At 73.6% G+C, this 13,495-nt stretch carries 10 protein-coding genes and 1 pseudogene; 6 read left to right on the plus strand and 5 right to left on the minus strand.

The genetic code is table 11. The features are described from left to right. Positions 1 to 155: 155 nt before the first annotated feature. Together SMD11_RS36140 and SMD11_RS01965 are read left to right on the plus strand one after the other, a co-directional pair. Positions 156 to 896: an HNH endonuclease family protein gene (locus SMD11_RS36140; protein WP_234365848.1), complete on the plus strand. Its 741-nt coding sequence runs from the start codon at positions 156 to 158 to the stop codon at positions 894 to 896. Continuing rightward, positions 893 to 1,168: a hypothetical protein gene (locus SMD11_RS01965; protein WP_087924745.1), complete on the plus strand. Its 276-nt coding sequence runs from the start codon at positions 893 to 895 to the stop codon at positions 1,166 to 1,168. Before SMD11_RS36140 ends, SMD11_RS01965 begins: the two co-directional genes overlap by 4 nt. 131 nt (positions 1,169 to 1,299) lie before the next feature. Here the strand turns inward: SMD11_RS01965 and SMD11_RS01970 are convergent, their stop codons facing one another. Further along, positions 1,300 to 3,588, minus strand: a complete 2,289-nt coding sequence (locus SMD11_RS01970) for an MMPL family transporter (RefSeq protein WP_087924746.1) — start codon at positions 3,586 to 3,588, stop codon at positions 1,300 to 1,302. Positions 3,589 to 3,785: 197 nt separating this feature from the next. On the opposite strand from SMD11_RS01970, the gene SMD11_RS01975 reads away from it, so the two are divergent. Beyond that, positions 3,786 to 5,360 (plus strand): FAD-dependent oxidoreductase, encoded by a 1,575-nt coding sequence (locus SMD11_RS01975; RefSeq protein WP_087924747.1) that lies wholly within the window; start codon positions 3,786 to 3,788, stop codon positions 5,358 to 5,360. Between the two features lie 197 nt (positions 5,361 to 5,557). Here the strand turns inward: SMD11_RS01975 and SMD11_RS01980 are convergent, their stop codons facing one another. Continuing rightward, a complete protein-coding gene (locus SMD11_RS01980) occupies positions 5,558 to 6,685 on the minus strand; it encodes an alkene reductase (protein WP_087924748.1) in 1,128 nt (375 codons plus the stop codon). Positions 6,686 to 6,750: 65 nt separating this feature from the next. Between SMD11_RS01980 and SMD11_RS01985 the strand changes: the two genes are divergently transcribed. Further along, complete coding sequence (locus SMD11_RS01985) at positions 6,751 to 7,140, plus strand: MerR family transcriptional regulator (RefSeq protein ID WP_087924749.1); 390 nt, start codon at positions 6,751 to 6,753, stop codon at positions 7,138 to 7,140. Between the two features lie 88 nt (positions 7,141 to 7,228). Here SMD11_RS01985 and SMD11_RS01990 read toward each other — a convergent pair whose 3' ends face one another. Both SMD11_RS01990 and SMD11_RS01995 read right to left on the minus strand, forming a co-directional pair. Continuing rightward, positions 7,229 to 7,828 (minus strand): RICIN domain-containing protein, encoded by a 600-nt coding sequence (locus tag SMD11_RS01990; RefSeq protein WP_087924750.1) that lies wholly within the window; start codon positions 7,826 to 7,828, stop codon positions 7,229 to 7,231. Between the two features lie 168 nt (positions 7,829 to 7,996). Next, entirely contained in the window at positions 7,997 to 8,581 is a 585-nt protein-coding gene (locus SMD11_RS01995) for a YceI family protein (RefSeq protein WP_087924751.1), read from the minus strand. A 759-nt stretch (positions 8,582 to 9,340) separates the two neighbouring features. Here SMD11_RS01995 and SMD11_RS02000 point away from each other — a divergent pair. Both SMD11_RS02000 and SMD11_RS37190 read left to right on the plus strand, forming a co-directional pair. Next, a pseudogene (locus tag SMD11_RS02000) lies at positions 9,341 to 12,466 on the plus strand (eIF2A-related protein); the annotation flags it as partial. A gap of 5 nt (positions 12,467 to 12,471) precedes the next feature. Then, entirely contained in the window at positions 12,472 to 13,209 is a 738-nt protein-coding gene (locus tag SMD11_RS37190) for a WD40 repeat domain-containing protein (protein ID WP_418952501.1), read from the plus strand. Positions 13,210 to 13,236: 27 nt separating this feature from the next. On the opposite strand, the gene SMD11_RS02005 is transcribed toward SMD11_RS37190, so the two are convergent. Next, positions 13,237 to 13,476: a hypothetical protein gene (locus SMD11_RS02005; protein WP_087930236.1), complete on the minus strand. Its 240-nt coding sequence runs from the start codon at positions 13,474 to 13,476 to the stop codon at positions 13,237 to 13,239. Positions 13,477 to 13,495 lie beyond the last annotated feature (19 nt).

A 13,495-nucleotide genomic window follows, 5' to 3' on the forward strand; every position in this document is an offset into this window, starting at 1 on the left:
TTCACGGCGGGTCCGGGTACGCGCCGTGTCACCGGCGACCGGCCCCGTCCGCGCGACCGCCCGGAAAGCGCGGCCTTATCCGGGATATCCTCTTCCATCAGGACATCCGGCCTCTTTATGGGTCGAAACAGCGATGAGTGGGGGACAGACCCTTGGTGACGTGGCCTCAGCGGCGGCTGACCGGGCTGGTGGCGGTGGTGTGCGCGGCCGGTATCGCGCTCTCCGGCTGCGGCAAGCAGGCGGACAAGCAGACTTCCGACGACCGGGCGTCGTCGTCCGCCCCGGCGGCGGACGGCAAGGGCACCGGCAAGGGGGGCAAGGGAGACAAGGGGGGCAAGGAGGTCCTGCCGGGACTGCCCTCGACGGCGGAGGCCCGGAAGGCGCTGGAGAAGCTCACGGTGGCCAAATGGCGTCCGATGACCGGCTACAGCCGCAACGCCTTCCCGCACTGGGCCCAGCAGGGCGACCGGTGCGACACCCGCGAGACCGTCCTGGAGCGCGACGGCCAGGGCGTGAAGCGGGACGACCAGTGCCGCGCGGTCTCCGGCACCTGGCACAGCCTGTACGACGACAAGACCCTCACCGCGGCCTCGCAGGCCGACATCGACCACATGGTCCCGCTGGCCAACGCGTGGCGTTCGGGTGCGGACACATGGACGACCGAGAAGCGCAAGCAGTTCGCGAACGACCTGACGCACCCGCAGTTGCTGGCCTCCTCCGCCGCCTCGAACCGCAGCAAGGGTGACCAGGGCCCGGACCAGTGGCAGCCCCCGGCCAAGGGCGCCTGGTGCGTCTACGGCCGCGCCTGGACCTCGGTGAAGGACACCTATGGCCTGACCGTCACCGAGGACGAGAAGAAGATGCTGGGCACGATGCTGGGTACCTGCACCTCATGACACAGCAACCCGAGCAGTATCTGGACAAGGTGACGGCGGGCCCGGGCGGGGTGATGACCGACGACGTCGGCGTCGTCACGGGCGACCTCACGATCGTCACCACGTCCCGTGACGGCCGCGACGCGGAGGTCACCGTGCAGTACACCGGTGCCGAGGAGTGGTACACGATGACCGGCAGCCCCGTTCCCGTCCCGCCCACCGGTCTCCACGCCCTCCACGACGCCGTCCTCGCGGCCGCGCGGGCCGGCGGCGGAGCCGAGGTCCCGCGATAGCTCCGGCCCCGGCCGGCAGGGGCTGACGCCGGGAGAGCGAGGAGACGCTCTCCCGGCGGCGGGGTCGGACCGCTTCCGCTGCGACGACCGGGTGACTTCCGGAAGGAATCACGGACGGGGCGCGGGCCCTCTCACGAGGCCGCGTCCGTCCCCTCGGTGTCGACGTGCGGCAGCACCCGTTCCAGCCAGGCCGGCGTCCACCAGGCGGAGCTGCCGAGCAGGGTCATCAGCGCGGGCACGAGCAGCAGCCGGACGACCGTGGCGTCGATGAGCACGCTCACGGCCAGGCCCACGGCGAGCATCTTCACCACGATGCTGTCGCTGACGATGAAGGCGGCGAAGACGCTGACCATGATGAGGGCCGCGCAGGTGATGACCCGGGCCGTGATCTCCAGGGCGTGCGCGACGCTGCCCTTCGCGTCCCCCGTGCGCAGCCAGGCCTCGTGGATGCGGGCGAGCAGGAAGATCTCGTAGTCCATGCTCAGTCCGAAGACGATGGCGAACATCATCATCGGTACGTAGCTCTCGATCGGGACGGTGCCGGCGACGCCCAGGGCCGGGCCGCCCCAGCCCCACTGGAAGACGGCGACGACCACGCCGTAGGAGGCGGCGATGGACAGGACGTTGAGGGCCGCCGCCTTGAGGGCCACCAGGACCCCGTGGAAGACCACGAGAACGATGAGGAAGGCCAGGGCGACGACGGCGGCGATGATCAGCGGGAGGCGCGCGGCGAGGATGTCGACGAAGTCGGCCTGGGTGGCGGTCGTGCCGGTCACGTAGCCGCGGGCGGCGGTGCCGGACACCGCCCCCGGCAGCGTGTCGTCCTTGAGGCGGTTCACGAGGTCGGTCGTCGCGGCGTCCTGGGGCGCGGTCGCGGAGAACGCGGTGGCGACGAGGACGTCGCCGTCGGGCGTCGGTGCGAGCGGGGTGACCTCCGCCGTGCCGGGCGGGTTCGCCAGCGCCTTGGCCGCCTTGGCGGCCAGCGCGGGCCGGTCGGTGGCGGGAACCCGGCTCTGGTCGATGACGAGGGTCAGCGGGCCGTTGGCGCCCGGGCCGAAGGCCCGCGAGGTCAGGTCGTAGGCGCGGCGGTCGGTGAAGCTCTCGGGGTCGGCGCCGTCCCCGATGTGGCCGAGCCGGATGAACAGCAGCGGGACGGCGAGCACGGCGATGGCCAGGACTCCGGCGGCCAGGAACCACCAGGGTCTGCGCTCGACCCGGCGCGCGTACCGGTGCCAGGGGCCGGGCGCGCCGCCGCCTCCTGTGTTCCCTTCCGCGCTCCCTTCCGGGCTTCCTTCCGCGACGGGGGTGCGTACGCGCAGCCGGTCGATGCGCGTGCCGACGAGGCCGAGCAGGGCGGGTACGAGCGTGAGCGCGCCCAGGACGGCGGAGACCACCGTGACGGCGGCCGCCACGCCGAGCTTGCCGATGAAGGAGACCCCGGAGACCCACAGCCCCATCAGGGCGACGATGACGGTGCACCCGGAGACCAGTACGGCGCGGCCGCTGGTGGCCATGGCCAGGCCCGCGCTCCGGGCCGGGTCCATGCCGTCCATGACGTGCTGGCGGTGCCGGGTGAGGAGGAAGAGGGCGTAGTCGATGCCCACGCCCAGCCCGATCATCGTGGCCAGCGTCGGTGAGACGGTGGCGAAGGTGAAGGCCGCCGCCAGCAGCGCCAGGACGCTCAGGCCGATGACGACGCCGGCGAGGGCGGTCACCAGCGGCAGGACGGCGGCCAGGACGCTGCCGAAGCCTGCCAGCAGGACCACGATCGCCACCGCGAAGCCGATGAGCTCGCTGGCCCTGTCGCTCGGTTCGGGACGGGCGAGCTCGCCCAGCGGCCCGCCGTACTCCACCTGGACGCCGGCCGCGCGCAAGGGCCGCACGGCACGGTCGACGCCGTCGAGGTAGGAGGACCCCAGGGTCGCGGGCGGGGTGTCGAGGCGCACGGTGATGTACGCGGTCTTCTGGTCGCCGGACAGCGGCCCGGTGGTCCGGCCGCCGGAGGGCCGCTGCCCGGGGGGCGTTCCGGGCGGCGGCAGGGGGTTCTGGACGGACAGGACGTGCGGCAGCTTCCGCAGGTCGGTGACGGCCTGGGAGACCTGGCCGGCGTAGCGGGTCAGCGGCGTGGAGGCGTCGTGGAGGACCACTTGCCCGCTGAAGCCGCCGGCCGCCGGATCGTGGGCCTTGAGGACGTCGGCGCCGTCCTGCGACTGGGTGGACGGCAGCGAGAAGTCGTCGGAGTACTTCCCGCCGAACGCCCGCTCCAGGGCGTGCGTGCCGCCCAGGCAGACGAGCCACAGGGCGATGACCACCAGGAAGTGCCGGGCGCACCAGTGCCCCGTCCGCCCCAGCCATCCCGCCGGGGGCCCGGACGAGCGGTGCGGGCCGGTGTCCGGCGGCGGCGGAGGTCGCGAGGTCACATCTCATTGGAAGCCGGACGGCTCCGCTCGGCACGCCCTCGGGGAGGAACGGGTGAACGCCGGGGAACGGGTCGAAGGTGATCGGCGCGCGGTCCCGGACCGTCACCGCGCCCTCGGGCCCGCGGCACGTCCGGCCGCCACTGATCTGTTCGGGGCCCGCGCGTTAGCCGTGGCGGGCGCCGGGAACATGGAAGTGCATGCCCACACCCCCTCGCACGCTGCACGAGTCCTACTGGATGGATTCGGCCCCCGGCACCGCGTACGCGGCGGTGGGTCCCGGCGCCGTGCTCGACGCGGACGTCGCCGTCGTCGGAGGCGGCGTCGCGGGTCTGTGCACGGCCTGGGAGCTCGCCCGGGCGGGTGCGGACGTGGTCGTCCTGGAGGCCGACCGGATCGCGGCCGGCGTCACCGGATACACGACGGCGAAGGTGTCCGCGCTGCAAGGGCTGGCCTACGGGCGGATCCGGTCCGCGCACGGCCCGGAGGCGGCCGCCCTGTACGCGCGTTCGCAGCTCGACGCCGTCGAGCACACGGCCGCCCTCTGTGCCCGTCCGGGCGTCGACGCCGAGCTGGAGCGCGCGGACGCCTTCACGTACGCGGAGACGGCGGAGGGCGCGGAGGCCGTGCGGGAGGAGGCGAGGGCGGCCGGGGAGGCCGGGCTCGACGTCAGCCTCACCACCGGCCCGGCCGGCCTGCCCTTCCCCGTCGCCGCCGCGGTGCGGCTGCCCGGGCAGGCGCAGTTCCACCCCCGGAAGTTCCTGCTGGCCCTCGCGGAACGGTTCACGGCCGAAGGCGGGCGTGTCCATGAGCGCACCCGCGTCACCGGCCTCCGCGAAGGCGCCCACTGCCACCTCACCACGGAGGGCGGCGGCACGGTCCGGGCGCGCGACGTCGTCGTCGCCACGCACTACCCGGTCTTCGACCGGTCGCTGCTGTTCGCCCGGCTCTCCCCGCGGCGCGAGCTGGTGGTCGCCGCCGCCGTGCCGGCCGGCCTGGCCCCTCGGGGCATGTACCTCACCCCGGAAGGCGGCACCCGCTCCGTGCGCACGGCTCCGTACGGGGACGGGCGCCGCCTCGTGATCGTCACCGGCGAGAAGTTCACCCCTGGCGCGGCCGACGTGGAGGCGCGGTTCGACCGCCTCCGGCGCTGGGCGGAGGAACGCGTCCCCGGCTTCGGCGACTCCACGGTCCGCTACCGGTGGGCCGCCCAGGACAACGACTCCGACGACCACCTCCCCTATATCGGCCTGGCCCATCCCGGCACCCGGCACCTGCACGTCGCCACCGGCTTCGGCGGCTGGGGCATGACCAACGGCGTGGTGGCCGGACGGCTGCTCACCGCCCTGATCACCGGCGGCCCACGCCCCGAATGGGCGCGGCTGTTCGACCCGCGCAGGCTGCCGCCGCTGCGCCGGACAGGTGCGCTGCTGAAGGACCAGGTGGACGTGGCCAGGCATTTCGTCGGCGACCGTCTGCACACCACGCACGTCGACACCGTCGCCGACGTCGCACCCGGCCGTGGCGCGGTCGTACGCGTCGGCGGCCGCCGGTGCGCCGTCTACCGCGAGCCCTCGGGAGAGGTCCGTGCCGTGTCCGCCCGGTGCACGCACCTGGGCTGCCTCGTCCACTTCAACGACGCCGAGCGCACCTGGGACTGCCCCTGCCACGGCTCGCGCTTCGCCCCCGACGGCACGGTCCTGCACGGCCCCGCGGTCCACCCGCTCGAACCCCGCGAGCTGCCCGGCGCGGACGGTGCCGACGGCGAGAGGTGATGCGAGGTTTCGCCCGGCGGCCCCTCCCTCGCCAGGGTGGATTTTCGAGAATCGAGCGACAGTTGGGGATCGCCTGGACAGGGGCCGCCGCGAGCTCGTGGGCTCCGCCGCCGGCCCGCGGCGGCCGTTCCCGGCCGGCGGTCGCACGCCCTGAACGCCCGGGTCCGTACGTTCAGGGCGGCTCCGCGCGGTCGCGGTCACGCTCCGACGAGTTCGGGCGCCGCCGACTCCGCCAGTGTGGGGTAGTCGGTGTATCCGGTCTCCCCGCCCACGTACATCATGTGCTGGTCGCGCACCTGGTTGAGCGGTGCGCCGGCGCGCAGGCGTTCGACGAGGTCGGGGTTGGCCAGGAACGCGCGGCCCAGGGAGATCAGGTCGGCTCCCGCGGCCAGCAGCCGCTCGCCCTCGTGCTTGCCGCCGTCGGCGGGCAGCGGCTCCGCCCAGGGCAGCATCGGGTTGGCCATCAGCGTGCCCGGCCATGCCTTCCGGATGTGCTGGAAGAGGGGCTGGTCCGGGTCGGCCCACACGAGGTGGAGGTAGGCGAGGCCGGCGTCCGCCAGTGCCTCGACGAGCGCCGGGTAGATGCTCCCGGTGTCGCCTTCCTCGATGCCGTTGACGGTGTTTCCCGGGGAGATGCGCAGGCCCACACGCTCGGGGCCGACGGCCTCGGCGACCGCCTGGACCACCTCGACGACGAACCGGATGCGGCCGGCGACCGAGCCGCCGTAGGCGTCGGTGCGCTGGTTGGTGTTCCGGGCCATGAACTGGTGCAGCAGGTGGCCGTTGGCGGCGTGCACCTCGACCCCGGCGAAACCGGCGTCGACGGCGTTGCGGGCGGCGGAGGCGAAATCGGCCACGGTGGAGCGGATGTCGTCGAGGGTCATCTCCCGGGGCACGACGGCCTCCTTGCGGCCGCTCGGGGTGTGGATCGTCTCGGGGAGCGGGACCGGCGACGGCGCGACCGGTGTCAGCCCGCTGTTGTCGGGGTGGCCGACCCGGCCGCCGTGCTGGAGCTGGAGGAACATCCGGCCACCGGCGGCCCGCACCGCGTCGGTGACCCGCCGCCAGCCGGCCACGTGGTCCTCGTGGTGGATCGCGGGGATGTGGGGGTAGGTCTGCCCGACGGCGTTCGGGGTGGCGGCCTCGGCGATGATCAGGCCCGCGGAGGCGCGTTGCGCGTAGTACGTGGCCATGATCGGCTGGGGGACGCCGTCGGCGCCGGCGCGGTTGCGGGTCAGCGGTGCCATCACCAGGCGGTTGGTCAGGGGCAGAGCGCCGAGGCTGGTGGGTTCGAAGAGGCGGGAGAGTGCTGCTGTGTTCGTCATGCCGGTACCGTAGGAGCTGACACTGGTGTCAGGTTCAAGTCCCGTCATGGCATGCGAGGTGGGGAATGCGGATCGGCGAGCTGGCTCGGCGCAGCGGGGTGAGCGAGCGTTCGTTGCGCTATTACGAGACGCAGGGGCTGCTGCGGGCGGAGCGTACCCCGGGCGGCCAGCGGCAGTACGGCGAGTGGGCGGTCGACCGGGTGATCCGCGTCCAGGCGCTCTACGCCGCCGGGCTCAACAGCAAGAAGATCGCGCAGTTGCTCCCCTGCATGCGGGACACGGACGGCGGCCCGTCCGAGAAGGCCACGCCACTGCTGGTCACCGAGCTCACCACGGAGCGGGACCGCATCGACCGCCTGATCTCCGACCTGGTCCGCTCGCGCGACGTCCTGGACGAAGCCATCACCACGGCTTCGGCGGGAATGGACACCTCCGCCGTCCCCTCGCTCCGGTGAGCCCCACCGCGGGCCGCCCCCGCGGGCGGCGGTAACCGCTCCGGCAGGGCCCGTACGGGGGGCGCCCGGCGGCCGGGCGCCCCCGTCCTCACACGGAGTCGACGCGCCACCACTGCTGGGACTGGAAGTTCTTGTCCCACAGCTGTGCCCACGCGCCGTCACCGGGCACGTTGTTGTCCCGGTCCAGGACGGTGTTGCCGTTGTTGTAGAACCGGCCGTTGTAGATCGCCAGGTCGCCGGCGAAGGTGTACCACTGCTGCTGGGTGGAGCCGTTGCACTGCCACAGCTGCACCTTGGTGCCGTTGCGGCCCGCGCCGTTGGTGTCGGCGTCGAGGCACATTCCCCGGAAGCGGCTGCTCTCCAGCGCCCCGCTCTCCCAGGAGATCCACGCCTGCTGGGCGCTGAGGTTGCACTTCCACGCCTGCACCTTGGTGCCGTTGCCGCCCGCGTTGGCGTCCGCGTCGAGGCACTGCCCCGGGGTCGGCCCGTAGAGGCTGGCGATCCTGACGACCCCGGCCCGGACCTCCTGCCCGAGGGTGCGGGCGCCGTCAGGAGCCTTGTGGAGCGGGGCAGCGGTGGCCGGCCCGTCGGGCGTCGGCGGGGTCAAGGGTGTGGCTGTGGCGAGCCCTGTGCCGGTGAGCAGCGCCGATGTCAGCGCGATACCGATCACGAGCTGTCTGTGAGGCATGGACGGTCCCTTCCTGGGTCCGTAACAGCGCACATCATGTCGCGGTCATGACTAGTCGGCCGGGCGGCGCCCGTCCATACGCGGAACCGGCCACGCCCGGCGTACACCCGGCGGCAACGGCGCATACCCCCGCCGCAGAAGTGACGGAGGCATCGGGCAGTCGCGGTACTAGGTCTCGCGTGACGCGGCAGTGCCGCCGCCCTCCAGGACGGCCTCGACGTCGACGGTGATGTCGATCATGTCGCCGACGACGACCCCGCCCCGGTCGACCACGTCGTTCCAGCTCACCCCGAAGTCCTGGCGGTCGACGCGGGTCGTCGCGGTGAAGCCGGCCCTGCGCCGGGGGCCGGCGTCGCGGCCGTCCTCCCACCAAGGGGTGTCCCACTGCCCCAGGTACGTGACGTCGAACGTCACGGGACGGGTCACGCCCCGGATGGTGAGATCCCCGGTGACCGCGAACTCGGTCGCGCTCGCCTGGTGGACGCGCGTCCCGGTGAAAGTCCATTCCGGGTGGTGCTCGCAGTCGAAGAAGTCCGCGCTGCGGAGGTGGGCGTCGCGCTGTTCCTGGCCCGTGTACACCTGGGTCGCGTCGGCCACCGCCTCCACGCGGGCCCTCTCCGGGTCGTCGGGGTCGACCTCCAGCGAGCCGCGCACGTTCTTCAGCTGCCCGCGCACGTAGGTGACCATCATGTGCCTGGCGCGGAATTCGGCGCCGGTGTGGCCGGGCTCGAAGAACCATCTGGTGGTGCCCATGGGGCCTCCCGGGCAGGGTCTCGGCCTTGAGGTCTGCGCCCCTTCCGCCAGGATAGGCCGTCATGGAATTCCCCGCCCCCGCGTGGGTCCTGGGCGGGCACAGGCCTTGCGGGCCCGGCCGGGGCACCTGAGCCGCGGCGGTGCACGGGCGCGCCCCCGGACAGCGGATTCCGGCCACCCGGGGGTCCTTCGCGCGGGACCGCCGGGTGCCGGCCGCGGCCCGTCCCGGACCACCGCCGCACCGGCGCGGGTCCACGCGGCAAGAGCAAGCCGCCCGCCCTCGGTGGCCCCCGGGCCGCCGCTGTCCCGTACCCACACCCCCGTGGCGGGTACGCGCCGGCGGCGGCCGTGCTCTCGTTCCGAGGCCGAGCAACTTGCCAACAGCATGGGCCTGGTGAGGCGCCCGGAGGGAGGGGTTTCCCGTCGCCCACGCCCCGAGGGAAATCGGGAAACCCCCGGTGACCAGGGGTGATGAGAGAAAGGGAGACAGCCCGCGCGGCGATCGGGCCGGCGCGGCCGAGGGGTTTCCCCGGTCGGTGCGCTCCAGCCGGATCCGCGAGCGGGTCGCCTCGTGCCGCCCGGAGTCGCCGGCCGGGCCGCCGAATCCCGAGGCCGAATGTGGTGTTGAGGTCACCCTCCGCGGATTGAAATGATCTTCAAGGGCACTCACGGTGCTCTTGACGTACGACGCCGGCGTCGCGGGGCGGGCTGTCAGCGCGGGGTGGCCTCCGGCCCCGCACGCGGGGAGGGGATCGGCCAGTGGAAGGCAGAAGCCATGGTTCCGGGGACCTGGCCGACGGGGCTCCGGCGTCCGGGCCGGCCCCGGGTGGCGAACGGTTGCGCCGTCTACGGCTGGAGCGCGGGATGTCGCTCGCCCGGCTGGCCCGGCTCGCCTTCTACAGCAAGGGGTACCTGAGCAAGGTCGAGAACGGCGAGAAGCCTCTGACGAAGGAGCTCGCCCGGGCCTGCGACCGCGCCTTGGATACCGGCGGCGCCCTGGAAGCGCTCGTTCCGGCTGCCGGGGACGGCCATGAGGAACCGGGCTCCCCGGGCCGCGAGGAATGCCCGTACCAGGGGCTGTCCGCCTTCGGGCCCGGGGATGCCCGCTGGTTCTTCGGCCGGGACGAGGCCACGGCCGACCTCGTCGCCCAGCTGACGGAACGGCTGCGGGTCCCGGGGCCCCTGATGGTGATGGCGCCGTCCGGCACGGGGAAGTCCTCCCTCCTGCGGGCGGGCCTGTTGCCCGCTCTGGCCCGGGGCGTCCTGCCCGTGAGTGGTTCACGCACCTGGCCGGTCGCCGTCCTCACCCCCGGTGAACACCCCGTGGAGGAACTCCTGACCCATGTGGCCCGGGTGACCGGGGGCTCCCGGCGCCTTCTCACCAAGGCGTTACGGGAAGGGACGGGCGCTTTCACCGAAGCGGTGCGCGCCGCCACGGACGGCTTCCGGACGGCCCGCCCCTCGCGCGCCCGCGCGACGCCCGCCGACAGCCCGGAGCCGCCGCGGCCGGCCACTCTGGTAATCGTGGTGGACCAGTTCGAGGAAACCTTCACCCTCTGCAAGGACGAACACGAGCGGACCGCCTTCGTGGAAGCGCTGCTCGCCCTGGCCGCGGCCGCACCGGAGGGCGGCCTTCCGGCGGCTCTGGTCGTGCTCGGGGTACGGGCGGACTTCTACGACCACTGCCTGGCCCACCCCGGGCTGGCGGCCGCCCTGCGGCGCGGTCACGTCGCCCTGGGCCCGATGGACGACGCGCAACTGCGCGAAGCCGTCACCGGCCCCGCGCGGCGGGCCGGCCTGGAGGTGGAGCCCGGTCTGACCGAGGTCCTCCTACGCGACATCGGGCTCGCCCCCGGGGGCGCGGAAAGCGCCCGCCACGCCCGCGCGGGCGTCCTCCCCCTGCTCTCCCACGCGCTGCTGGGCACCTGGCAGCGCCGGGAGGACACCGCCCTGACGGTGGCCGGCTACCAGCTGACCGGCGGCATCTCGGGGGCCGTCGCCACCACCGCGGAACACGCCTACACCTCCCTGCCTCCGGAACAGCGGGCGACGGCCCGGCGCCTGCTGCTGCACCTGGTGTACATCGGGGAGGACCACGAAGCGGGCCGCCGTTGCCACCGGGCGAGCCTCGTGGAAGGCGACACCGCGCGGGAGACCACGGACGCCGTCCTCGAAGTGTTCACCCGGGCGCGCCTCCTGACCGCCGACGCCGAACACGTCGAGCTGGCCCACGAGGTCCTGCTGAAGGCCTGGCCCCGGCTGCGCCGGTGGATCGACGAGGACCGCGCCACCCTGCGGGCCCGCCAGCTCCTCACGGAGACCGCCGCCGCGTGGGAGCGCGAGGGGCGGGACGAGAGCCTGTTGTACCGGGGCAACCGCCTGGCCTCCGCCGCGGAATGGGTCACGGACCCGGGAGGCGGCGCACCCCTCGCACCCACCGCGCGGGCCTTCCTCGAAGCGAGCACCCGCCGTGACACCGCCGAGAGGCACACGGAGCGGCGCCGCCTACGGCGTCTGCGCGCCCTGGCCTCCGGTCTCGCGGTCCTGCTCGTCCTCGCGCTCGTGGGCGGCACCGTGGCGTTCCAGCAGAACCGGAGCGCGCAGCAGCAGCGTCGCATCGCCGTGTCGCGGGAGCTCGCGGCCCGGGCCGACGTGATGCTGCGCGACAGGCCGGAGGCCGCGATGCTCACCGCGCTCGCCGCCTACCGCCGGGCCCCGACCGCGCAGGCCCGCGGCAGCCTGCTCAGCGCCTACGCGCAGTTCCCCGGCAATCAGCTCACCAGTCATACGGACGACGTATGGGCGGTGGCCTTCAGCCCCGACAGCCGGACGGTGGCCACGGCGGGCGACGACCATACGGCGAAGCTCTGGGACACCGCCTCGCGGCGGCTCGTCGCGACCTTGGCAGGACATACCGACAGGGTCGCCGGCGTCGCCTTCTCCCCCGACGGCCGTACGCTGGCCACGGCCGGCAAGGACCGGACGGTCAAGTTGTGGGACGCGCGCAGCCACCGTCCCCTCATCACGCTCACCGGCCACGCGAGCAGCGTCAACGGACTGGCGTTCAGCCCCGACGGGCGCACCCTGGCCACGACCGGCGACGACGGCACCGTACGCCTGTGGGACGTGGCCGCACGCCGGCAGACGGCCCTGCTGACCGACGGCACCAGCGCGGTCTGGGGTGTCGCGTTCTCACCCGACGGCCGCACACTGGCCGCCGCGTACCACGACCGGAAGATCAGGCTCTGGGACATCGCGTCGCACCGGAAGAGAGCCACGATGACGGGTCATGACCAGACCGTCCTGGCCGTGGCCTTCTCACCCGACGGACGCACCCTCGCCACCGGGAGTTCCGACCGGACCGCCCGCCTGTGGGATCTGGGGACCTACCGCTCGACGGCCACCTTCACCGGCTTCTCCCACATGGTCATGTCGGTGGCGTTCTCACCGGACGGCCGCACGGTCGCCGCCGCCGGCTACGACGGCACCGCCCGGCTGTGGGATACGGCCACCCGGCGGCCCGTCGGCACCCTGGACGACGCGGGGCACCTCTCGGGTGTGGCCTTCAGTCCCGACGGGAGGACCGTCGTCACCACCGCGATGTCCGGGGAGCGCGGCACCACCCCCGTCCTTCAGCTGTGGGACGCCGCCACGTTCCGGAAGTCCGGCACCCTGATCGGCGGCGGTGGGACCGCGACCGCCGTGGCGCTCTCCCCCGACCGGCGCACGCTCGCCGCCGGCGACTCCCACGGCACGCTGTTCGTCTGGGACGCCGTCGACCGCCGTCTCGTCACCACCCTCACGGGCCACACCGACGCCGTCACGAGCCTGGTGTTCTCACCCGACGGCCGCACGCTGGCCACCACGAGCGACGACCACAGCGCGCGGCTGTGGGACACGCGCACGTACCAGGAGACGGCGCGCTCACCGGGCACACGAGGGGCATCCGCTCCGCGGCCTTCAGCCCCGACGGCCGGACGCTGGCGACGGCCGGCAGCGACCGCAGCACACGCCTGTGGGACGTACGCTCCCACCGCACGATCGCCACCCTCGCGGGCGAGACCGACGGGGTGGACTCCGTGGCGTTCTCGCCGGACGGGCACACCCTCGCCACCGGCAACTACGACGCGACCGTCCGCCTGTGGGACCTCCGTTCCCGCGAGGTCGTCACCACCCTTCCGCGCACCGGCCAGACGTGCAGGGCCTACGCCCTCGCGTTCAGCCCGGACGGCCGCACGCTGGCCACGGCCAGCTGTGATGTCGTCCTGTGGAGCACCCGGACCCACCGCCGCGTCGCCCGGCTCACGGGCCACAGCGAGACGGTCAGTCAGCTCGCCTTCTCTCCTGACGGACGTGTCCTGGCCACGGGCGGCTACGACCGCACCGTCCGCTTGTGGGACACCGACAGCCACAGGCCCGTGGCCACGCTCAGCGGGACGGGCGGCTACGTCTCGGGCCTGGCCTTCTCCCCCACGGGGCACTCCCTCGCCACCGTCAACACGGACCGCACGGTCCGGCTCTGGGAGCTCGGCCCCGACACCATCGCCGACCGCGTCTGCGACCTCGCCACCGTTCACCGCTGGCAACGGACCGTCACCAACCTCCCCCTGAAGGACCCTTGCGCATGACGGACGGCCGTTCCGGGCGGAGACCCGTCAGCCGAGCCAGACGAGGTCGATGACGTACAGGCGCCGGCCGGCGCGGTTGATGAAGTAGACGAGGGTCAGCGGGCCGACGGAGGCCGCGCGGATGTCCTCGCCCTCGGCGTCGGCGATGTCCCACTGGACGAAGCCCCACGGCGCCCTCGCCGCGATGCCCGCCAGGTCGCGGACCATCTCCTGGACGTGCGCGGGCAGGACGGCGAGAGCCCGCGCGACCGCCGGTGACAGACGCACCGGCCACGCCCCGCCGTCC

Origin of the sequence: Streptomyces albireticuli (assembly GCF_002192455.1) — a bacterium.
GTDB lineage: Bacteria > Actinomycetota > Actinomycetes > Streptomycetales > Streptomycetaceae > Streptomyces > Streptomyces albireticuli_B.